This window comes from Bremerella sp. JC817, from assembly GCF_040718835.1.
GTDB lineage: Bacteria > Planctomycetota > Planctomycetia > Pirellulales > Pirellulaceae > Bremerella.
On record NZ_JBFEFG010000241.1, the window covers coordinates 111,690 to 134,046 of the forward strand.

Annotated in this window: 21 protein-coding genes; 9 read left to right on the top strand and 12 right to left on the bottom strand. The window is 56.5% G+C overall.

Features of this window, described 5'->3' with window-relative positions; all coding sequences use genetic code 11:
• Positions 1-58: 58 nt before the first annotated feature.
• The gene (locus AB1L30_RS02765; RefSeq protein ID WP_367011826.1) at positions 59-868 is read left to right on the top strand and encodes a GNAT family N-acetyltransferase; all 810 of its coding nucleotides are present in this window, start codon (positions 59-61) and stop codon (positions 866-868) included.
• 82 nt (positions 869-950) lie between these two features.
• Here the strand turns inward: AB1L30_RS02765 and rplS are convergent, their stop codons facing one another.
• The 6 genes from rplS to AB1L30_RS02795 form a co-directional block, all read right to left on the bottom strand.
• Positions 951-1,301: a 50S ribosomal protein L19 gene (gene rplS / locus AB1L30_RS02770; protein ID WP_367011827.1), complete on the bottom strand. Its 351-nt coding sequence runs from the start codon at positions 1,299-1,301 to the stop codon at positions 951-953.
• Between the two features lie 26 nt (positions 1,302-1,327).
• Positions 1,328-2,044 carry a tRNA (guanosine(37)-N1)-methyltransferase TrmD gene (gene trmD, locus AB1L30_RS02775; RefSeq protein ID WP_367011828.1) on the bottom strand — a complete coding sequence of 239 codons (717 nt, stop codon included), beginning with the start codon at positions 2,042-2,044 and terminating at the stop codon, positions 1,328-1,330.
• A gap of 14 nt (positions 2,045-2,058) precedes the next feature.
• Positions 2,059-2,514, bottom strand: coding sequence for a 30S ribosomal protein S16 (rpsP, locus tag AB1L30_RS02780; RefSeq protein ID WP_367011829.1), 456 nt, complete (start codon positions 2,512-2,514; stop codon positions 2,059-2,061).
• Between the two features lie 50 nt (positions 2,515-2,564).
• Positions 2,565-4,022: a signal recognition particle protein gene (gene ffh, locus AB1L30_RS02785; RefSeq protein ID WP_367011830.1), complete on the bottom strand. Its 1,458-nt coding sequence runs from the start codon at positions 4,020-4,022 to the stop codon at positions 2,565-2,567.
• A 290-nt stretch (positions 4,023-4,312) separates the two neighbouring features.
• On the bottom strand, positions 4,313-5,326 hold the full coding sequence (locus AB1L30_RS02790) for a nucleoside hydrolase (RefSeq protein WP_367011831.1): 1,014 nt from the start codon (positions 5,324-5,326) through the stop codon (positions 4,313-4,315).
• An 81-nt stretch (positions 5,327-5,407) separates the two neighbouring features.
• Positions 5,408-7,204 (bottom strand): thioredoxin-like domain-containing protein, encoded by a 1,797-nt coding sequence (locus AB1L30_RS02795; protein ID WP_367011832.1) that lies wholly within the window; start codon positions 7,202-7,204, stop codon positions 5,408-5,410.
• Positions 7,205-7,610: 406 nt separating this feature from the next.
• Here AB1L30_RS02795 and AB1L30_RS02800 point away from each other — a divergent pair, with 406 nt between their 5' ends.
• Entirely contained in the window at positions 7,611-8,612 is a 1,002-nt protein-coding gene (locus tag AB1L30_RS02800) for a DUF1573 domain-containing protein (protein ID WP_345084337.1), read from the top strand.
• Positions 8,613-8,696: 84 nt separating this feature from the next.
• On the opposite strand, the gene AB1L30_RS02805 is transcribed toward AB1L30_RS02800, so the two are convergent.
• The gene (locus AB1L30_RS02805; RefSeq protein WP_367011833.1) at positions 8,697-10,592 is read right to left on the bottom strand and encodes a carbon starvation protein A; all 1,896 of its coding nucleotides are present in this window, start codon (positions 10,590-10,592) and stop codon (positions 8,697-8,699) included.
• A gap of 195 nt (positions 10,593-10,787) precedes the next feature.
• Between AB1L30_RS02805 and AB1L30_RS02810 the strand changes: the two genes are divergently transcribed.
• From AB1L30_RS02810 to AB1L30_RS02830, 5 genes are all read left to right on the top strand, one after another.
• Positions 10,788-11,849, top strand: a complete 1,062-nt coding sequence (locus tag AB1L30_RS02810) for a thioredoxin-disulfide reductase (RefSeq protein WP_367011834.1) — start codon at positions 10,788-10,790, stop codon at positions 11,847-11,849.
• Positions 11,850-12,010: 161 nt separating this feature from the next.
• Entirely contained in the window at positions 12,011-13,813 is a 1,803-nt protein-coding gene (locus AB1L30_RS02815) for a divalent metal cation transporter (protein ID WP_367011835.1), read from the top strand.
• A 100-nt stretch (positions 13,814-13,913) separates the two neighbouring features.
• Positions 13,914-15,305 carry an asparagine--tRNA ligase gene (asnS, locus tag AB1L30_RS02820; protein WP_367011836.1) on the top strand — a complete coding sequence of 464 codons (1,392 nt, stop codon included), beginning with the start codon at positions 13,914-13,916 and terminating at the stop codon, positions 15,303-15,305.
• 43 nt (positions 15,306-15,348) lie between these two features.
• Entirely contained in the window at positions 15,349-15,786 is a 438-nt protein-coding gene (locus tag AB1L30_RS02825; RefSeq protein WP_367011837.1) for a rhodanese-like domain-containing protein, read from the top strand.
• A gap of 171 nt (positions 15,787-15,957) precedes the next feature.
• Entirely contained in the window at positions 15,958-16,362 is a 405-nt protein-coding gene (locus AB1L30_RS02830) for a rhodanese-like domain-containing protein (protein ID WP_367011838.1), read from the top strand.
• 25 nt (positions 16,363-16,387) lie between these two features.
• Here the strand turns inward: AB1L30_RS02830 and AB1L30_RS02835 are convergent, their stop codons facing one another.
• Positions 16,388-16,894: an NUDIX hydrolase gene (locus AB1L30_RS02835; RefSeq protein ID WP_367011840.1), complete on the bottom strand. Its 507-nt coding sequence runs from the start codon at positions 16,892-16,894 to the stop codon at positions 16,388-16,390.
• A gap of 87 nt (positions 16,895-16,981) precedes the next feature.
• Positions 16,982-18,034: a sulfite exporter TauE/SafE family protein gene (locus tag AB1L30_RS02840; protein ID WP_367011842.1), complete on the bottom strand. Its 1,053-nt coding sequence runs from the start codon at positions 18,032-18,034 to the stop codon at positions 16,982-16,984.
• 271 nt (positions 18,035-18,305) lie between these two features.
• Here AB1L30_RS02840 and AB1L30_RS02845 point away from each other — a divergent pair, with 271 nt between their 5' ends.
• Both AB1L30_RS02845 and AB1L30_RS02850 read left to right on the top strand, forming a co-directional pair.
• A complete protein-coding gene (locus AB1L30_RS02845; RefSeq protein WP_367011843.1) occupies positions 18,306-19,424 on the top strand; it encodes a potassium channel protein in 1,119 nt (372 codons plus the stop codon).
• A gap of 17 nt (positions 19,425-19,441) precedes the next feature.
• Positions 19,442-19,906: a GNAT family N-acetyltransferase gene (locus tag AB1L30_RS02850; protein WP_367011844.1), complete on the top strand. Its 465-nt coding sequence runs from the start codon at positions 19,442-19,444 to the stop codon at positions 19,904-19,906.
• On the opposite strand, the gene AB1L30_RS02855 is transcribed toward AB1L30_RS02850, so the two are convergent.
• From AB1L30_RS02855 to AB1L30_RS02865, 3 genes are all read right to left on the bottom strand, one after another.
• Positions 19,899-21,335, bottom strand: a complete 1,437-nt coding sequence (locus AB1L30_RS02855; protein WP_367011845.1) for a pectate lyase — start codon at positions 21,333-21,335, stop codon at positions 19,899-19,901. The genes AB1L30_RS02850 and AB1L30_RS02855 overlap by 8 nt on opposite strands.
• Before the next feature lie 88 nt (positions 21,336-21,423).
• Positions 21,424-21,726: a hypothetical protein gene (locus tag AB1L30_RS02860; protein ID WP_367011846.1), complete on the bottom strand. Its 303-nt coding sequence runs from the start codon at positions 21,724-21,726 to the stop codon at positions 21,424-21,426.
• Positions 21,727-21,821: 95 nt separating this feature from the next.
• A complete protein-coding gene (locus AB1L30_RS02865; RefSeq protein WP_367011848.1) occupies positions 21,822-22,295 on the bottom strand; it encodes a VOC family protein in 474 nt (157 codons plus the stop codon).
• Positions 22,296-22,357: the final 62 nt, after the last annotated feature.

The window sequence follows — 22,357 nt, forward strand, 5'->3', positions numbered from 1 at the left end:
TGTCCGGGAGTGAGGGAAAGGCAGCGGACCTTTCGATCGATCTCCCGGAGATGCCCCGTTGAAATATTTCGAGCCGGACGAGTACGCGGCGATTGCCTTGGCGATCGAGCAAAACGATACCGAATTTTGTCTGCACTGGGCCAACTGCCCGGAAGTTTCGCTGACCCAAGAGGATCGCTGGTACCGGCTCGTCAGCGATATCGATCATCCCTATTTCAATAGTATCTTTGTTGCCAACCTGGCCGACGAGAAGTTGGCCGAAGAGATCGAAGCCGCAGTCGGGCCATTCCGCGAACGAAATCTACCGGTTACCTGGTGGGTTGGCCCGACAACTCGACCAACGAATCTGGGAGAAGCCCTCGTCCAGCATGGCCTGCGACACACAACCCGTGAAACCTTGATGGCCGCGCGGCCGTATGGGGTCGATTTTGAACTGCTGAGTCTCGATGTAGAGATTTTGCTCGTCCGCTCTGCCCCGCAGCTTCGCACGTGGGTAGAGATCATGACGGGCTTGTTCAGCGATAACTCATTTCCGCAGGAACCTTGGCGAAAGATTCTTCTAAAGGCTGGCCTTCATGAAGATGCCAAGCTGCAGCATGTTTTAGCCCTGGTCGATGGCGAACCTGCCGGAGTTGGGTCTGCCTACTTCGGATCGAATGCCGGAGGAATCTATAACATCTCGGTCCTGCCAGCCTATCGCCGCCGCGGTGTTGCCTCTTCGCTGACGCTGACTTTGACCTCCCTGATTGAAGAGCAAGGTTACGACCTGGTCACTCTCTGCGCTTCGGAGCAAGCGGTGTCTCTGTACAAACGTCTTGGCTTCGGAAAGTTTGGCGAAGTGAATTGCTTCACGCGGATACCTGGCTGAGATCGGCGCATAGAAAAACACCGCCTTCCGTTTCCAGCAGGCGGTGCTTTGATTTCGTCTCGCTGTAGGAGAATGATCGCGATTAGACGCGACGTTCCCGCAGACGGGTTGCCTTACCAACGCGATCGCGGAGGTAGTACAGCTTGGCGCGGCGAACGACACTGCGACGAGTGACTTCCACCTTGGCGATTTGTGGGCTGTGAAGTGGGAACTTCTTTTCAACACCTTCGCCAGCCACGATGCGGCGAACGGTGAACATTTCACGGGTGCCGCTGCCGCTCTTGGCGATCACGGTACCGATGAACTTCTGGATACGTTCCTTCTGACCTTCGAGAATCTTGGTGTGAACCTCGACGGTGTCGCCGATTTCGAAGAAATCGACTTCGCTCTTTTGGTAGGCCGCTTCGACCTTTTTCATCAACTCTTGGCTCATTGCCAGTTTCCTTCTGCTACAGCGTATTAACGTTTATTTTCGTTGGCATCGTCCGCTTGCTTCTCGAGCAAATCGGCTCGCCGTATTTTTGTCTTTTCCAGCGACTGAGCTTTCCGCCAGGCGAGGATCTCTTGGTGATTGCCACCGAGTAAAACCTCAGGCACTTCGAGGCCGCGATATTCGCGAGGCCGCGTATACTGCGGGAATTCGAGCAGACGATTGCCTTCACTGAAGGAGTCGTCCACCGCACTTTGCTCGTCGCCGAGCACGCCAGGGATCAGGCGAATCACTGTGTCGATGATTGCCATCGCCGCGACTTCACCCCCGTTGAGGACGAAGTCTCCTAGCGAAATCTCTTCCGGCTGCAAAAGATCGATCACGCGTTGATCGAATCCTTCATAGCGGCCGCAAATCATGGTCAGTCGTGGTCCCTGGGCGAGTTCTTCGACCAGGGGCTGATCAAGGGTTCTGCCTTGCGGGCTGAGCAGAATCAATCTTCCTGGCGACGGGGCCAAGGGACGAATCTGCTCGATGGCTTCGACAACTGGTTGCACACGGATGACCATTCCTGGTCCGCCGCCAAAGGGCCGGTCGTCGACTCGATTGTGCTTGTCGTTGGCCCAGTCCCGCAAGTTGTAGACATGGGCTTCGACCAGTTCTTTCCCGATCGCCTTGTTGAGCAAGCTCTCTCCGAGATAGCCGGAGAAGATCTCTGGAAACAGCGTCAGGATATCGAACCGCATGGCAGGCTAAGGCCTTAGCCTTCCGCTTTTTGCTCTTCACCACCTTCGGTGGCGGCAGCTTCCACGGCTTCACCTTCGGCAGCAGCTTCTTCTGCTGGGGCTTCGCCCTCGGCAGGTGCTGGAGCTTCTGGTTCTGGTTCCTTGATTTCCACTTTCGGAGGAACGTAAGCAGTCTTGGTCGCCATGCGAGCCAAGGCTTCTTCGCGTGCAGCCACGTGCGAACCGTTGGTGCCGTACTTACGAATCAAAACGGCAACCTTCGGGGAAGGCTGTGCACCGACGCCGAGCCAGTAATCGACACGGTCGGTCTTCAACGAAACGCGAGCATCCTTTTCCTTGACGAAAGGATCGTAGGTTCCGAGGTATTCAATAGCCTTACCATCTCGCGGGGTGCGAGAATCCATGGCGCAAATACGATAGAACGGACGATGAGTCCGGCCCATCTTCTTCATGCGAATGCGAACTGCCACTACGTTACTCCTAAAGTAAACCTTCTGACGAACTAAGCTCAACGACGAGGTTAACGACGTCGTTTCTTGAGCTTCTTTTTAAGCTTGTTTTGTTTGGCAACGTCTTTCGACGTCAATCGTTTGCCGGTTCCCTGCTTGGCCTTTTTCATTTTGCCAGTCGGGTCCATCAACTCTCCGCTGCGAAGCTTTCGCATCATGTCCATCGCGCTGGACATGCCGCCACCAGCCATTCCCTTCATCAACGAAGCCATGCTGTCGAACTGTTTGATCAGTTCGTTGACCTCTTGCGGGGAAACACCGGCACCCTTGGCGATACGCTGACGTCGGCTGTTGTCGATCACTTTCGGATCGTTTCGTTCAGCCGCGGTCATCGAGTCGATCATACCGCCGAGACGCTTCATCTCTTTTTCGTGATCGCCACCCTGCAGCATCTTGCTCATTTCACCCATGCCTGGCATCAAGCCGAGCATCTTGGTCATCAGACCTGGGCGAGCAATTTGATCGAGCTGCTTGCGGAAGTCGTCCAGGGTGAACTGCCCTTTTTGCAGTCGTTCCTGGGTCTTCTGGACCTGTTCCTGATCGAATTCACGCTGGGCGATCTCGAACATCGAGACCATGTCGCCCATGCCCAGAATTCGACTGGCCATACGGTCGGGGTGGAACGGCTCGAGGCCGTCCATGTGTTCGCTTACGCCGATGAACTTGATCGGCACGCCGGTGACATGCTTGACCGACAGCAACGCACCACCACGGGCATCGCCATCCAGCTTGGTCATCATGACGCCGTCAAGCTCCAAGGCTTCGTTGAATGCCTTGGCACTGTTCACTGCGTCTTGACCGGTCATACCGTCGACCACCAGGAAGACCTGGTCAGGCTGCACCCTCTTGTCGATCGTTTTGAGCTGTTGCATCAGCTCTTCGTCGATCGCCAATCGACCGGCCGTGTCGAGAATCACGACATCGAGGCCGTTTTCGCGGGCAAACTTCACCGCGTTCTGGCAGACAGCGATCGGGTCGGTTGCCCCTTCTTCGCTATAGACTTTCGCCCCAACACTTTCGCCGACCACGTGCAACTGCTGCACGGCTGCCGGACGCTGAAGGTCGGCGGCACACAGCAAGGCCTTTTTGCCTTCGGTGCCAATCAATCGGGCGAGCTTACCGCAGGTGGTCGTCTTACCAGCTCCCTGCAGACCGCACATCATCAATACGGTGACATCTTTTTCGAGCTTCAGAGTCGGGTCGACCGGGCCCAGCAGATCGATCAGGGCCTGATTGACGATACCAACGAGCTGCTGCTCCGGCTTCAAGGCTTTCAAGACGTCCTGACCGACAGCTTTGTCGGAGACATCTTTCATGAAATCCTTGACGACCGAATAACTTACGTCCGCTTCGAGCAGAGCGTTTTCGACCAGCTTCAGGCCCTCACGCATGTTCGATTCGGTCAATCGGCCTTGTCCGCGCAGCGTTTTAAACGCCGATCGTAAGCCGTCTTGTAACGAGTCCAACATGGGAAGCTATGCCTAGGGGTCGAAATACAGTTGGTTCGGGCGGTAACCTGCGGCAGATTGCTTCGCCCTGGAAGGGCAAAACATACCTACGGACCACTCCCGAGAGATGGGTCGAAACGCGTATTCTAGCGAACCCCACAGCAGGTTGGCAATTGGTAATGGGTAGCCGAGGGGGTGTTTTTCCGGCAAGACACCCCCGCCAACGTGTGGAACGCTATTGTTCATGCGGAGATCGTCACCTGTCAGGCCGTGACTAACGCGGGAGCCAGGTCACCTAACCCACTTCACCGTCAAGGTTTACCGGGAGCGTGCTTCGAGAGCTTCACCAGCGTTTCGCGAACCTTGCGCTGATCCTTTTCTGCCAGGATCAGGTAGCGGTCGCGTCCCTGGGGATTTTCGGCGAAGATCGTGTGACCTTCGTCGTTGATGCTGACCTGGCCAGGGGCTGAAAGGGCAAAGTATTGCTCCGGATCACGCACCCCCACCAAAACCGAGGTCAGATCCCAGGTCGGGCGATCGTGTGGCGGAGGACTATATAAGTAGTAAGCCTCCGACAAAGGATGATGCGGCACGTAGCCGTAATCTTCTTCGATGCTTTCGTGCGGGTAGGTCAGCGCGATGCCGATTTCGTAACCACTCCACAGAATCGGCGTCGGCCACTGCTGCGTCAGCTTTTGAGCGGCGGCCAGGTCTTTGATGATGTTGTACTCGCCGTAACGTCCCTTCTTACCAGGGATCTGCGTGAAGGCGCCGCCCATGATTGAAAGCAGCTTGACCTTCTTCTTGACGAGGTCAACACCACCCAGCGAACTAATGTCGTCCGGCTGCGAAGCGAGCAGACTGGCAAGGTTCGTCGAGAAACCGACCTGAGCGATCACGACGCTATGGTCTTCCGCCGCGGCCAAGGTCTTTCGCAACAAGACGACCGCATCAGGAGCGTCGGCCCCTGATTTCAAATCGTGCGGAAACCGCAGCTGATCGCCATCTATCTGCTGAGCGAGCCCCAGAAACTTGCCTGCTTCCGGGGTTACGCCACTGCGACAGACCCCAATCGGAATTTCTCCCCGACCATAGAACGTGTTGACGGCGTCGGTAAACGGAGCCGCCAACGGATTGTCTTTGGTAATGGTGACCGCCAGCAATACGCACTCACCACTGCTTTGCAGCGTGTGGATCATGCCGAGCGCCAGAACGTCGTCGACATCGTTGCCGATGTCGGTATCGAAGATCAGCGGCACTGGCTTGCGGGCATCTTCGGCCGAGGCGAACGTCGTCAACGCCACGGCCAGAAGTACCGCAGCCATCGAGGTTTTTGTTTTCGTCATGGGGCAATCATCGAGGTGGGAGAGGAGCGGGGAAGGAGGAGCGAGCAGGCCTGACAGAAGCTATTTCTGCGTGGCGTTCTCGGCGGCAGCCGGTCGCTTCTTGACTGGCATTGTCTTTAAACCTTGGATCTGCAGCGTCGAAAGCTTCTTCGTTTCCAGGTCGAAAACGCGGATCATGTGGTTGTTGGTGTCGGCGATGTAGAGCTTGCCATTCGCATGCGAAATCCCGGCCGGTTCGTCGAACTGGGCAGGATCGTCGGCGATCCCTGGCTCGCCGATTCCGACCAGGGTCGTCACATCGCCGGTTGCAGCATCGACCGCCTTGATCTTGTTGTTGTAGGTGTCGGCGGTGTAGATGATGCCATCGACGTAACAAACGCCCAAGGCATGCTGCAGCTTGGCTGTCTTCGGCGGACCATCGACGTCACCAAAGGTGAACAAGCGGCCATACTGCAGGTGCGAAGTCCCGATCACCGTCCGGACACTTCCTTCGGGATCGAAAGGAACCGCACGAATCGAGCTGCCTTCGCTATCGGCGACGAACAGCGAATTGCCGTCGGAAGTCAGCCCCGATGGCTGAGCGAAGGAGGCGAAACCTTGTTGATACGGAACTGGGGGCAACAGGGGTCCATCAACGATGTCTTCGCGGCCGTTGCCTGCGTAAGGACCGATTTCTGATTCATCCAGCTTCATCTTCCAGATCTGGTGCGGACCTGCCATGGCGATGTAGAGGCTGTCGCCACGAGGCCACAACGCCCAAGGGCTGTTGATCGCCGTCGTTTTGGGGGTTCCGATAAAACGATCTGGCAGACTGCTGACAGTCGCGTTTTCCGAGACACCTGGCCAGTTGTTGCGGGCCTGCTCGCCAATTCCGGCGATCGTGGTGACCTTTTTCTCCTTCAGATCAATCTTTCGCAGCAGATGGTTTTCGGTATCGGCGACATACAAAGTGTCCTGTACGAGCGCTACACCTTGCGGATGATCGAACTGGGCCTCTTCATAGCTTCCATCGGCCGAGCCGATCTCGCCGTTGCCGATCACTTCCTGCAGTTCGCCATCAAGCGAGGTGATGACAATGCGGTTGTGATTGCTGTCCGAAATGAAGAGACGATTCGACTTCTCGTCGGCCAGAATCTTCCCGGGGAATCGCAGCGGCGTTGGGTCTTGGCTGTAAGCCAGCAGGTCGAACTGAATCGGCTTTTCGTCCAGCGAGCCGTTTTCGCGATAGTAAGCCATCGCGTCGTTCAGCACCTGGCGAATATCGTCGGCTTTGAATTCACCGCGACGCAGATAGACGACGTTTCCTTCCGGATCGATCAAGTACATCGTTGGCCAGCTATTCACCGAGAAGCTGTTCCAGATCTTCATCTGATCGTCGTTCACGACCGGGTGTTCGATCTCGTACCGCAGAATGGCCTCACCGATGTTTTGGGCCTCTTTTTCCGTATCAAACTTCGCTGAGTGGACTCCGATCACCACCAACTGATTGGGGAATTCCTGCTCAAGCTTCTTCAGTTCCGGCAGGATGTGAATGCAGTTGATGCAGCAATAAGTCCAGAAGTCGAGCAGCACAAACTTGCCACGCAGATCTTTCAGTTCCAGCGGCCCCTTGGTGTTCATCCACTCCATATCTTTGGGGAACTCGGGCGCTGGAATCTTTACGCGAAAAGGATGCTCGGCAGCCTTCGCTGCAGGCTGTTCGGCTGCGTCACCGCTAGCAGGTTTTTCGGTCGTTTGCGGCTGTTGTTCTTCCGCCATTGCGAACGGATGCGATGAGGAGCTACCACAACCAACCAGCAGTAAGACAGCAACAACGAGAGCTAGCTTGCGCAGGAACGGCAAGGTTGAGATTTGCATGCAATTCATTGATAAGACCTTCCAATTGCGAGGGCAGGATTCCAATAAATTGGAACGTTTTCAGGAGAGAAAGGCTGTGGTTTTTCGTACAATACGGCCAAGTCTATCCGAAAGGGTTGATCCCGAATTGTACCCCGTTTCGGATTGGTTTTCTTGTGCCACCACCACCCCACAGAGGCAAGCTGGTGGCATCTTGAAAAAATTCCTGGGGTCAGCCCCAGATTTGGCCGACAAAGTATAACGATTATAGCGATTATTCCGGAGTCGCCCGGAAGCGATATTTTCGAACGTGCACCCATGAACGTGCTATCTTTGGTGGAATGGTCCCAATGCGGGGCGAGTAAGTACGACTCGCACTGCATCCTACCCTTTCCGACCAACCCACCAAATATCGGAGGATCATACTGTGTTTCGTAAGTTATGGCTTGCTGTCTGTCTCTTACCACTGCTGGCCTCGTTTGGAATGGGCCAGGACTGGGCGAACAAAATGTTCAAAGTTCGGACCCACGACTTTGGGACAGTAGCGAAGGGCGCGAAAGTCTTCTATGAATTTGAGCTCCAGAACATCTATGAGGAAACGGTTCACATCGCCAGCGTTCGATCGAGCTGTGGCTGCACCAGCCCTTCGATCAAGACCGACACGCTGAATACCTGGGAAAAGGGCGCGATCGTCGCCAAGCTGAATACTGACAGCTTCCTGGGGCACAAGAGTGCCACGGTGACCGTCACCATCGACAAACCATTCTACGCAGAAGTCCAGCTCAACGTTTCGACCAACATCCGTGGCGACGTTGCTTTTGAACCAGGTTCGGTTCAGTTTGGCAACGTCGAGCAGGGCGAAGGTGCCGTTGCCAAGGTGCACGTCACCCAAGCGGGTCGCAGCGACTGGATGATCACCGACGTGCGTAGCAACGATGACTTCCTCGGCGTGGAAATGACCGAGACCAATCGTGGTGGTGGTCGTGTTGGGTATGACCTGACCGTTCGCCTGAAAGAAAATGCTCCGGTTGGCTTCATCTCCACCCAGTTGGCTTTGATCACCAACGACGGCCGCAGCCCATCGGTTTCGCTGCCTGTCGAAGGCAAAGTTGATTCGCCTCTGAACGTCAGCCCAAGTGCCTTGTCGCTGGGTGAACTGAAGCCCGGCGAGAAGAAAGAAGCCAAGCTGATTGTGCGAGCGAAGAAGCCTTTCAAGATCACCGGCGTGACCTGTGACAATGAAGCCTTCCAGTTCGCCGCCGTCCCGGAAGAAGCCAAGAAGCTGCACTTCATCCCGCTGACCTTCACCGCGGGAGAAAAGGGTGGCACGATCGTTCAGAAGATCACCATTGAAACCGACCTGCCGGGCGACGTCAGTGGTGAATCGGTTGCGACCGTGGTCGTCGCTGGTGGCAACTCCGAAACCTAATTTCGGGTCGCCAAAACACAAACCAAAAGAGCCTGGTTCGACAGCGAACCAGGCTCTTTTTTTGTTCTTGCTTGATGCCTACGTCTACGCCTTAGCGTACTTCGGCTTGGAGCTGGCCGCGGTCTTTTCGGGTAGGGGTGGAAGAGCTTCTTCCAAAACGCCTTTCACCCGCGGCCACATCAGGATGGCCTCGAACAGCATCCAGACTTGCAGGACCAGCACGCTGATTCCCAAGATCGACAACAGCACCTTACGCTCTGCCAGGTAGCCGTTCTCGGAGAACAAGTTGTAGTACATCGCTAACGCAGGCAGGATCAACATTGCCACCATCGGGATCGCAATGAACCAGATCGGCTTGCTGCGCCGCCAGAGATAGAACGCAGTTACCATCATCGCCAGACCTGCCAGCAGTTGATTCATCGCACCAAACAGCGGCCACAACAGGGTCCCCCCCTTCCCTGGCACCGGTCCGGCAAACACGGCGATTGCCAGGGCAGAAACCACCGCCACACCGGTCGCGGCATACTTTCCGGCGAGGGGACGGGTAATCGGAGTCGAATCAAACAATTCTTGCAGCACGTAGCGTTGCAGCCGGGTTGCTGTATCCAAAGTCGTTGCCGCGAAGTTCGCTACCAACACGGCAATAATGCTGATCCCGATTTCCAGGGGAATACCGATCGCCGAGAGGAAGTTTGCTCCCCCTTCGACGAACGCTGCCACCAGCTCTCGCAGGCCGAAACCGTTCCAACCTTTGGCCATGCTGTAACGCATTTCCCAGGCCGCTTGCCCCACCATGGGAGCGCCTGTCGCGTCAGTCACGGCCGTGTAAGTGAAGCCCCCATTGGCGGTTCGCTCCCCTTGATAAATGCCCATCCCCACCCCGGCACAGCAAGCCAAAATGACGATCACCGCCAGCCCGCCTTCCAACAGCATGGCTCCGTAACCGATGTACTGGGCGTCCGATTCTTTCTCGACCTGCTTGCTCGAAGTCCCGCTGCTCACCAGGCAATGAAAGCCACTACAAGCACCGCACGCGATGGTAATGAATAGAAACGGGAAGATCGGCGGAGCCCCGGCCGGCAGTTCCTGCGCGACCGCAGGGGTCGAATTCCAGAGATCGGCCTGACCAGTGATACTCGCGACCATCAAACCGACAAACAGCAACGCCAGCGCCACAAGCAACTGATGGCTATTCACATAGTCGCGTGGCTGCAGCAACAGCCAGACTGGCAACACCGAAGCGACAAAACAGTAAATCAGCAGAATGACCGTCCAGATCACCAGCGAGCTGAGATAAGGATTCGCCGCCAGGTCTGGCCCCAGCACGTTCTGCAAGATCGCGGTCAGATCGACCGGAAGGTAATAGACGCCGACGTAGATCGAGACATAGACAATCACCAAAGCCACCAGCGACGGAAACAGCAGGTGGGCATCTTTCTTACGGGTATAAATCCCCAGGGCGATCGCGATCGGCATGCTGATCCACACTGGTAACACTGTTTGCGGATAGAAGGCAAAGATACTGGCCACCACCAGGCCGAAGATTGCGAGCACCACCATCAAGGCCGAGGCCAGCACCAGCAGGAACAAGTACTTCGCTCGCTTGTTGATCACGCGACCGGCGATCTCGCCGACGGTCTGGCCACGGTTGCGAAGCGAAACGATTAACGAACCCAAGTCGTGTACCGCTCCGACAAAGATCGAGCCAAACACAACCCACAGCAAAGCTGGCAGCCACCCCCAAAACACCGCAATGGCAGGACCGACAATCGGGCCAGTTCCCGCGATGCTGGTGAAGTGGTGTCCAAAGACGATCTGGCGGTCGGTCGGACAGAAATCGATATCGTCCTGCAATTGCTTGCTGGGGACCTCGCGATTGTCGTCCAGATCGAAGATCTTCTTCGATAGCCAGCGCCCATAGGTGTTATAGGCAACAATAAAGCCGACAAATGACAGAACGGCGACAATCAGCGTGGACATAAGCGTAAAATACGTGCGACGGTGTGAGGCACCGTGCATCCAAGGAGAGAGAACAGAGGGTGGGACGTGCGGGGATAGTGGGCTCCCCTGCCGCTCTCTATAATGATGAATACTTCAAACGACGTGAATAGCTCACAATCGAACTGAGATAAAATTTTTTTGCGGCTTGGCGCCTTCACAAGGAATTGATCGATCGTGTCGGACAAGATTGAAAACGTTGTTATCGTCGGTAGTGGCCCTGCAGGATGGACTGCTGCAATCTATGCGGCCCGGGCCAATCTGAACCCTCTGCTGTACGAAGGTGCGGCTCTGCAAGAGCATTACGACCTGGGCCGAGGTCCCCTGGGACAGTTGGCCATGACGACGGAAGTCGAGAACTTCCCAGGGTTTCCAGCGGGCGACCTGAGCGGTTATCTCGATAATGCCATCGATGAGAGCCTCCGCCAGTACATGGCTCCACATCAGAAGCATGGTGTGAGCGGCCCGGAACTGATGGAGCTGATGCGTCAGCAAGCGAAAAACTTCGGGACGCGCGTGGTGACCGACGATATCGTCGAAGTAGATTTCTCGGTGCGGCCTTTCAAATTAAAGCCCCGCGAAGGGGAAGAATGGCTCCAGGCCCGCTCGGTGATCATCGCGACCGGCGCTCGCGCAAACTACCTGGGCCTGGAATCAGAAGCCAAGTTCAAGAATCGCGGTGTTAGCGCATGTGCGGTTTGCGATGGTGCTTTGCCACGCTTCCGCAACAAGCCATGTATTGTGGTTGGTGGTGGTGACTCGGCGATTGAAGAAGCAGACTACATGAGCAAGTACAGCTCGGTGGTCTACCTTGTTCACCGTCGCGATCAGTTCCGTGCTTCGCAGGCGATGGTCGACCGGGTCATGGCCAACGAAAAGGTCGAAGTGGTCTGGAACCATGTCGTGACCGAAGTCCTTGGCGACGATCAGAACGGTGTGACCGGCGCCAAGCTGGCCAGCACCGTCGACGACTCCAGCAAAGACCTGGAAGCATCCGGCTTCTTCCTGGCGATCGGCCACACACCCAACACCGATTTCCTGAAGGGCAAGCTGGAAATGAACAACGCTGGCTACCTCAAGTGGACCGTGCCGTTCCGCACCAATACCAGTGTCGACGGTGTCTTTGCAGCGGGTGACGTGGCCGACGACTACTATCGTCAGGCAATTACCGCCGCCGGTACTGGCTGTATGTCGGCTCTCGACGCCGAACGCTGGCTTGCTTCGCAGGGCTTGCATTAAGCTTAAAAGGCAACCATCATTAGAGGCACTGAGAACCCTATCGGCTCCCTGTGTCTAGTAAAAAACCATGACAAGGGGAACGAAGATCGTTCCCCTTTTGCTTTATTGCCCCATCACCCCGCCATCCCTAATCTACGCCAAATCTGGGCGAAGGACTCGCTATGTCTGATACCGTGAGCAAAGTCGAAACAGACCGAGAGATTCTGCAGGAAGCGCAATCCCAGGGGCCCGCCGCTACGCTAGGTGCGTGGGTTCGCTTGTCAGGCCCGGGCTGGCTGCAAAGCGCGATTACGCTTGGCGGCGGTTCGTTGTCGGGTGCTTTGTTCATGGGGATCTTGGGTGGCTACAGCTTGTTGTGGCTGCAATTGGTCGCGATCGTCTGTGGTGTGGTGATGCTCTCGGCCATCAGCTACGTGACCCTCTCGACCAGCAAACGTCCATTTCGCCAGATCAATGCCCACATCAACCCAGTGCTGGGTTGGGGCTGGATCATCGCGACGGTCGCCGCAAACATGATCTTCCTGATGCCGCAGTTTGGGTTATGCTACGCCGCATTGAATAAGAACCTGGCCCCAGGCCTTGTCGGCGATACACTCACCGACAAGGCGATCGTTTCCCTGCTGCTGCTGATCGCGGGCGGCGTTCTCGTCTACATGAACTCGCGTCCTGGTTTAGCGACGAAGATCTTTGACTTGTTGCTCAAAGGTATGATCGGCGTCATCGTGATTTGCTTCTTCGGTGTGGTGCTGAAACTTGGCTTCTCAGGCGAAGCGTTCTCGTGGTCGGAAGTCTTCGCTGGCTTCATTCCTGATTTCTCGGCAGCAACAACGCCGACCGGCGATCTGGACGAAATCGCCAGCACCGTCGAAGAACCTTACCGTTCGTTCTGGACGACTCGGATCGTATCCGACCAAAGGGCGGCCATGATCGGCGCTGCTGCCACGGCAGTTGGCATCAACATGACCTTCCTTTTGCCTTATTCGATGCTGGCTCGTGGCTGGGACAAGACGTTCCGCGGTCTGGCTCGTTTCGACTTGTCGACCGGTATGGCGATTCCTTACATCCTGGTGACTAGCTGCGTGGTGATTGCCTCGGCGGCTGCCTTCCACGGCAAGGTGGACGAAGCCTTCCTCTCGAACTCGCCAGCCACGATGAAGACCAGCCCGGTCTATGGTGGTGCCGAAAAGCTGCTGGCGACTCGCGTGCTGATGAACGAGGACGCGCTCCAGGTTCCCGAAGAATACCTGAAGGAAGCCACCAACGAAGCTGGCGAAGTCAACAAGGCTGAACTGGCGTCGATGCTGCTGAAGGCTCAGTACGAACCGCTGCTTCAAGGCATGGCCGATCTGCCTGAAAACGAAAAACGCCTGGCTGCCTCGCTGGTCAAACGGAGTGAGTTCCTGCTTTCGGAATCGCTGGCCCCGCTGCTGGGCGACAACCTCGCTCGTTGGGTCTTCGGTATCGGGATCTTCGGCATGGGCTTCTCGACGATCATCATTTTGATGATGATCAACGGCTACGCGTTTACTGAAATGCTGAACACCAAGCCCAATGGCGTCGCTCACGTGATCGGCTGTTTGGTTGCCGGTTTGTCGGGTGCTTCGTGGTTCATCGTCTGGGACGGCCCGGCCAAGACCTGGTTGGCGATCCTGGTTTCGAGCTTCGCAGTTATGTTCCTGCCGATCGCCTACGTGACCTTCTTCATGATGATGAACAGCAAGAAGATTCTCGGCGAAAACAAGCCGACCGGCACGAGCTGGCTGGTCTGGAACGTGCTTATGGTCATTGCGGTGGTCGGTGCGATCGCCGCTGCGGTGGTTTCGATCACCGATAAGGTGACTTCTGCCGGAACTCCGTTCGCACAGAAGGCTGTCGTCTTGACCGTGGTCATTGGTTATCTGATCCTGTTTATAGGCGGATTCTTCTTCCGGTCGGGCGTCGACGACGATCCTGTCGACGCTTAACCTTCGAATTCCGCCTTACGCGACAACACTCGCCTAGGCTCCCTCTTTTGGAAAGAAGCTGGTCGCCTGGCGAGGCTTAACCAAAACAGGGACCCCAGCGATGGAAAAGCGATCGGTCTTACAGGCCCGCAGCGCGGATACGATTGGCCAACAGGTATGTCTCGAAGGGTGGGTACGCACCCGACGAGACTCGAAAGGTGGTTTCAGCTTCATCGAGCTGAACGACGGTAGCTGCCTCGCCAATATTCAAGTCGTGGCCGACAACCAGTTGGCCAACTACGAAACCGAAGTGAAACACCTCACGCCAGGTTCTTCGATTCGAGTGGTCGGCGAAGTCTTGCAATCGCAAGGCAAAGGTCAGTCGACCGAGGTGAAAGCGAGCGAAGTTTACCTCTACGGTACCGCCGACGCCGAAACCTATCCGCTGCAAAAAAAGCGTCATACCTTCGAGAAGCTGCGCGAGTGGGCCCATCTGCGAACCCGCTCGAATACCTTCGGCAGCGTGTTCCGCGTTCGCAACCGGGTTTCGTACTCGATCCATCAGTTCTTTCAGGAACGAGGATTTCTGTACGTCCACACGCCGATCATCACGGCCTCCGACTGCGAAGGGGCAGGCGAGATGTTCCGCGTAACGACGCTCGATGTCGAGAAGCCGCCGAAGGTGAATGGTAAGGTCGACTTCAGCAAAGACTTCTTCTCGCGGCCTGCTTACCTGACGGTGAGCGGTCAGCTGGAAGGGGAAATTTTCGCGACATCACTCGGCAAGGTGTACACCTTCGGCCCGACCTTCCGTGCCGAGAACTCGAACACAAGCCGTCACCTGGCCGAGTTCTGGATGGTTGAACCAGAGATCGCGTTCGCCGATCTGGAAGAAAACATGGAGGTCGCCGAGGCCTTCCTCAAGCGTATCTTCACCGACGTGATGAATGACTGTGCCGAGGACATGGAGTTCTTCAACGAACGGATCGAACCAGGCATCCTCGATACGCTGAAGGGGATCGTTGAAAGCGATTTCCTCCGCTGCAGCTATACCGAAGCGATCGAGATCTTGCAGAAGTCAGGCCACACGTTCGATTATCCGGTGAGCTGGGGTATGGACCTCCAATCGGAACATGAACGCTACCTGACCGAGCAACATTTCAAGCGACCGGTCATCCTGCACGACTATCCACGGACGATTAAACCGTTCTATATGCGTTGCAACGACGACGGGAAAACGGTCCGCGCGATGGACGTTCTGGTCCCGAAGGTGGGCGAGATTATTGGCGGAAGTCAGCGTGAAGAACGCTTGGATGTGCTCGAAAGCCGCATGAAAGAGCAGGGTCTCAACGCCGAAGAGTACTGGTGGTATCTAGACTTACGACGATATGGCACGGTTCCGCACTCAGGTTTTGGCCTTGGTCTGGAACGCGTCCTACAGTTTATTACGGGCATGGGGAATATCCGGGACGTGATCCCGTTCCCACGCACCCCCGGCTGGGCCGAGTTTTAAACCGGCCGGTGAACTGTCGAATATCGCCGTAAGGACCCTCGATATGTTACGTCGAACCTTGCCGATCGCCCTTTGCATGCTGGGCATCGGTACCCTGGTCAGTGTAGCCCAGGCCATCGACCTGAAAGAGCTGAAGAAGAACGTCGAGGAAGGCAAAGCGATCTTGCTGGACGTTCGCGAAGAAGTCGAATGGAAACGGGCTCACCTGGTCGATTCCGAATCGGTTCCCTTTTCAACGATTTCCACCGATTCCATGGCTCGCCGCGCCGCCGCCCGGTTTCCGTCCGATCCCGATGTGAAGCTGTACGCGTTGTCGACCGACGGCCGCGTCTCGACGCTCGCCTCGGACATGTTCAAACGCGTGAACGTCGAGGTGATTGCGTTAAAGGACTCGTACCGCTCGCTGGTGAATGCCGGATTTAAAGAAGTCCGCGGCAACGATCCCAACTGGCAACCGCCGATCCCGGTGCTGCCTCCATAAGGTGCCAGTCCTGCGATCGCAATGTTCAAAACTTCGGCCGAAGCAGTCATGCCTCGGCCGAAGTTGTTTCTTGCCTGCGTATCGCCTGCGAGAAAACCGGAACGCATCCGGGTATAATGAAACGCTATCGAATCACCATTCCCTCGCCGACTTCCAATAGGATTCGTCCCGATGAAATATGCTTTTCGCCATCTACTGCTGGGCCTGCTGACGATTTTCGCGTGTTCCTCGAGTGCCCTGGCCGCCGACCTGAAAGAGATCCAACAGGAAATCGAGCAGGGGAAAGCAATTCTGATCGACGTTCGCGAAGAAGACGAATGGAAAGAGGCTCACCTCGAAAAGGCGATCCTGGTGCCCGGTTCCGAGATCGCATCAGGTGATCACAACGAAAAGATTCTGGCCAAGCTCAAAGCGGAAGCGAAGCCAGAACAGAAGATCTATTGCCACTGCAAGTCAGGCGGGCGAGCCAAGCTGACGGCCCGCCTTCTCGGCAAACTGGGTGTCGAAGTGATTCCGATCACCGAAACCTATCAAGAGATGCTCCAGGCAGGTTTTAAGCCGGCGGAACCGAAGTAGGTTCCGCCATTCCTCGCGGCAACGACTACTGGTCGCGACAAAACTCGAAGTAATAAAGCAGCCCGGCGATCGTCTTGCCATCGGCGATGCGACCATCGCGAACCATCGCCTTCGCTTCATCGAGCGAAACAATATGGTTCTCGATCTCTTCCCCCTCTTCGCGAGCCGGGGCATGCATCGTTAGCCCGGTCGCCAGGTAGGTATACATTTTCTCGTCCATCACACCAGGGGATGGGAAATAGACGGTCAGCAGTTCGACCTTCTCAGCTCGGTAGCCGGTTTCTTCTTCCAGTTCGCGACCAGCGGTAATCTCAGGCGGCTCGTTCGGCTCGAGCGTTCCGGCCGGAAGTTCGTACAGCGTTTGATCGACCGCGATCCGGTAGTTCTTAATCAGGCAGACATGGTCGTCATCGACCAGCGGCAAGATCACCGCGGCGCCGGGGTGACGCATGACATCGCGCGGGCGTTCTCCTTGCCAGACGCGTTCGATATTGAATCGGACTCCCTCGAATACCGTCTCAGGCTGCTTCATCAGACAACTCCTTCTCTGCGGGTGACACGGCGGACGAACACAACCTTCATTGTGCCGTACGATTCCGGCCGTTCGAAGGCGGGCCCGTCAAGAATCAAGTTCGTCGGTTGCCAGTTCCAGCGGATGGCCAGGGACCAGGGCATTTCCTTTTCCCAAGGTGTACAGCCCATGGAACAGCAGGTTGAAAAGCACCACGCCCACGAGCGCCCCGACCAACGGCCAGCCAGTGACATGTTCGTGCACCAGCGTCCAGACGAATTGACCAATACATAAGATCGACACCACAACCAGCGTCGGGGTTCGACTGATCAGGTTCACGATTAACGCCCCGAACGGCGCCCCTAAGGCCACAATCGGTGCGGCGGCCAACCAGTTCGCAAAGACTTCAGGCGCGATGTGGTAGACCTCGGGCCGGAATGTCGCCAGCAAACCATTCGAGGCAATACCGACCACCGACGTGAACGCCATCAGAATCACCGAGGTTGGGATCGCGACTTTCAGGTCGGCTCGATACAGCAAAACCAGCGTGGCGTAGATCATCATGTCGATCCCGACGCCGGTAATGGATGAAGCGATACCGCCGGTGACACCGATGGCCAAGCCGATCCACAAATCAAGTCGATGCCATTGCCGCGACGGCTGATGGGCCGAGACCAATTCGCGCAGCTTCACCAGGTGCAAGATGCCAAAGCTCGCCCAGATGACGCCGAAGATCAGCTTCACCCAGAGGTCCGGCACCCAAGGGGCCACCCATGCCGCACCCAGCGGCGTGCCGATCAGTGCCCCCACCAACGCAGGCCGAAGCAGTCCCCAGTCGACGCTTCGCCCCGAAGAGAGGATGTAGATTGTCGCCGAGGTCATCCCGATCGACTGGATCGCCAGGCCGAAGTTGCGCCCCAGTGCCCCAGGGAAATCGAACAGTAACACCAAGACGGGAAAGGCGACCGTGCCGCCTCCCATGGGGGTCGAGCCTGCCACGTACGATCCCACCGACATCGTTAGCGCGATCGGCCAGTGGTGGAGAACCGTCGAAACATATCCCCCCACCAAGACCAGCGTCAGCCAGGCCGAATAGAAAATCGTCAGCCACAACCAGAACGGCCACATGCGAGGCCAAGAGCCGAAACGAAGAAACCCCATTGAGGGCAATTCCCGGAAAGCGGTAGCAGGGAACAAACAGCTTTGATTGTTCGCGTTGCAACAACACTTGTCAAGACAATCGTCTGAAACGAATCGCCCGATGGAATTCTCGATGGCGAAACCAGGTTCCCCCTGTTAGACTCGACAGAGTAAGGGTTTCCATCCAGCAAGTCCGATGACCTGCTGGTTCGGGAATGCCTTTCTGGTGGTGACTCGCTTGGCGGATGAGTGACAACCAGGAGGAGTCCGTACGTCTAAGCATTAAGCCAACGTGGTCACGCAACACCTCGATCCCGATCATCCGCCACCCAAACGCAAAGCACCGCTGACAGGCCCCATTCGTAAGATGGCCACTGGTGGAGCTCTCTTTGTTGCGATTTGTGTCGTGGCGGTCGCTGGCTACATGTCGCATGGTTGGCGAATGGACGACGCCATCTACATGGTGATCATCACCATCTTCGGCGTCGGTTATGGAGAAGTCCAACCGGTCGAGTCCCCTGCCCTGCGAGCCCTGACCATCATGGTGATCATCGCAGGCTACGGAGCAGTCATTTACACCATCGGCGGCTTCATGCAGATGCTGGTCGACGGTGAACTTCAGAAGGCACTAGGAGCGAGACGCATGTCGCTGGAAATCGATCGCCTCGAGAAACACACCATTATCTGTGGCGTCGGCCGCATGGGATCGATCCTGGCCCGCGAACTAAACTCCGCTGGCAAGCCGTTTGTCGTGATCGACACCGACGAGCGCCGTTTGAACGCCGCCCAGGAACTGGGCTATCTGTGGATCAGTGGCGACGCGACCGACGAACATGTTTTGGAACTGGCCGGAATCAAACGTGCCTCGGTCTTGGCGACCGTTCTGTCCGAAGACGCCACGAACGTGTTTGTCGCCGTGACGGCCCGGGGCATGAACCCCGACATCATGATCATTGCCCGCGGCGAGAACCCCAAAACCGAGAAGAAGTTGATCGGCTGCGGGGCGAACAAGGTCGTTCTGCCCACCGCGATTGGAGCGAAGAAGCTCGCCCAGATGATCATTCGCCCTTCGGCGGAAAACATGCTAGAACAAGTCACCACGCAAGGCGACATGAACGACGAATTGGGCCGCATTGGCCTGCGGTTCGACGAGTTAGTCGTGGCGGCGGGCTCGGCGCTGGTCGACAAAACGATCAGCAGCATCGAACTCCGCAGTAACCATGGTTTTCTGATCGTCGGTCTGCGGCGAAAAGATGGCTCGACGCTCCTCAATCCGCCTGCCGAAACCGTGTTGGCCACCGGTGATATCGTGATCGTTTTAGGGCACACCAACGACATCCCACAACTTGCCGAACGTTTCTGTGCGACACGCGGCAAGGTGACCTATCGCGGCGTAACCGTCGACCACTAGCCCCAACTATCGAGAGCATGGATGTTCGCGACGCTTTGCCTGAAGAGTATCCTCAACTCTGGCAACTGTTTTACGAGACGATTCACTCTGTCAATGCCCGCGAATATTCGCCTGAGCAACTCGACGCGTGGGCACCAGCCGAAATTGAAATGTCCCGCTGGGAAGCTCGAATGGCGAGCATCCATCCGTTTGTCGCCATCGAAGAACACGAGATCGCTGGCTTCTGCGATGTTCAGCCGGACGGCCTGATCGACATGTTCTTCGTCCATCATCAATGGCAGCGCCGCGGCGTCGGCCGAATGCTCTTCGCCGAGATCGAGCGGCGTGCCGAAGCAATGAAGCTGACATCGCTGCACTCGCATGTCAGCTTGACCGCGCGTTCCTTCTTCGAGGCTCACGGCTTCTCGGTTGAAGAGCCACAGCAAGTGACGATCAATGGCCAGACGCTGAGCAACTTCCTGATGCGACGCTCGCTTAATTGATGCTCTTAAGATAAGTGCTCAGGTCGACCAGGTTGTCGGCGAAAGTCTCGCTCGAGATGAATTGATCGCCCGGCTTGAACCGCTGATCCCCAACCAGGCGTTCATCCTTGAAGGTCGTGATCCAGCGACCTTCGCTGTCGAGCGACTTGAGGATTCGATTCACGTCGCTGACCGACACGCTCCGTCGACTCCCATATTGGCGTGGCAGTTTGAGTACGCGATTGGTGCGGTCTTTCAGGTATGCCACCTTCGAGTCGGTCTTCCAGCCGTAGTGATCTGGCAGGTTCGTATCGTCGTAAGTCAGCACGTAGTTCTTCCCCTCGCGGTTCATATAGAGGGGGTGATTGGTCTTCAGCTCGTAGTAACGGGCCAGTTGCCCATTGGGCAGCTTTGAAGACTCCAGGTAAGCGATTCCCTTCCCGCACGGATCCAAGTATTTTCGATCACGGGTAACCTGAAAGATGCTCAACAACGCATCCATCGCGTCGACCGACTCTCGGCCGGCGATCGCTGGTGGCTCGAACTTGCGAGCCCAGATCGGTTTCATGTCGTAGCTATACTGTTGGGCCCAGCCTGGCTGTGGATCGGGCATCTGAGCGAGAATCAGAAAGTCGCCCAACTTCTTCGCAGCCTCCAAGTAGCGGGGATCTTTATAGATCTCGTTCGCATCGAGTAGCACCTCGGTGACACTACCTGCCAGGCCATCGTTGAGCGTATACATGTCCCAGTAATTCTTGACGCGACCTTCGGTCTTCCAGTCGTAGTCAGGATACGACGCCGGGACAACGGGCAACGAAGAATCTACAGGTCCGGTCCATACCTGAGGAAACGCACCGTTGGGAAACTGAGCCGCCAACAAGGCATCGAGTCCGGTCATCGCGGCGGTGTGGATCGCTTTGTTTTCAAAGTTGTATGTCTTGTCCAACCGCATGAGAAACCGCAGGGCCGATTGCGTCTGATCGTCGTCGAGCGACGAGTTGTTCTTTCCTTTGCCGTGACCATTGCGATAGAACGCGACCCGTTCTCCTTGCGGATTGAAGTCGATGCAGTTCGTCCATCCGCCAGACTGCAGCTGCCCGTAGATCAATGCCGTGGCCGCTTCGGTCGCGGCATCCAAGTAAAACGAATCGCTGGTGGCCTCATACGCATCCAGGAACGCCATCCCCACGGTCGGCGTCCCTGGCGGCTGCACCCAGATTTGCTCCGGCGATGCCACCCCTTCGCCAAATCGCTGCTTTAAGTCGGAACTGTAGAAGTAAACATAGCCGCCGCGGACAGCGACCTGAGAACGGTAGAACGTCGCTGCCTTCTTCATTTGTGCCAACACTCTACTGGCGTTCGGTGGCTGCTCGGTCGTTGCCGCAGCGACGGGCAGCACCCATCCAATCAGACATAACGTAAACACGAGCAGACGAACAGCGATTGGCATGGCAGAGGCCTTCCGGAGGGAATTCGAGAGGGGGTGGAAAAGTTCTCTCGAATATACCGGCCGCAGATGCGCGAAGAAAGCAACTTCTTCAGGAGGGCCAACGCAGAAGCATGGGAATGATCCCCAGCGTGAGCATCACCAGCCAAACCACGATCTGCAAGATGATCCCTGGTGTCGGCTCGCCGCCGGAATGCGAAAAACCATCGGATGATTGTCGGTGCATTCGGTCTGCTTCTTCCGGCCAGAAGAGCATCCCGAGCAAAACAAGAAACCCGAAAGCAATCGCTGCCGTGCGATTCAGTTCGCCGGTCGTCACCAGGCAATCCAGCACCACAGCCGCCGCGAAAATACAGCCTGCGATGCGATTCCAGGTCCACTCGATCGCCTCCACCGATTTGCCTCCATCAACAAGAAATGACCCTGGTTAGTTTACCCAGGGTCATTCGTTTGATCGGCAGAAATCTTGCGGCATTGGCAAGCCGAAAGCTAATTTTCCTCGGCCATCTGCTGGACAGCCGCTTTGATTTCCTCAGGCGATACTTGCCGCTGCGGCGTGGCCAACGACCAGTTATGGCCGAACGGATCGACCACGACGCCGTACCGATCTCCCCAGAACATATCAGTGGCAGGCATGCGAACCGTCGCCCCGGCTTCTTCGGCCTGCTGCATGGCGGCGTCGACATCTTCGACGTAGCGATGAATCGTTACCGGCGAACCACCAAGTGCCTTCGGTGACTGCAGCTTGCCATCGCAGTACTCTGGGAAATCGTCCGCGATGAAGAAGTGAGCGTCACCAATGACCAGTTCACAATGCATGATCTTTTCGCCATCGGCCGCGTGCAGACGGAACATTTCGGTCGCACCGAAGGCCTTCTTATAGAACTCGATCGCTTCCGGGCAAGGATCGCACACCAGGTGAGGAATAAAACCAGGGCGACCAGCAGGAACAGGTGCAGACATATTGTTGTCCTTCCAAGGAAGTAGTTTTGAAATCAGGAAATCGAACCATCAGAACGCCATGG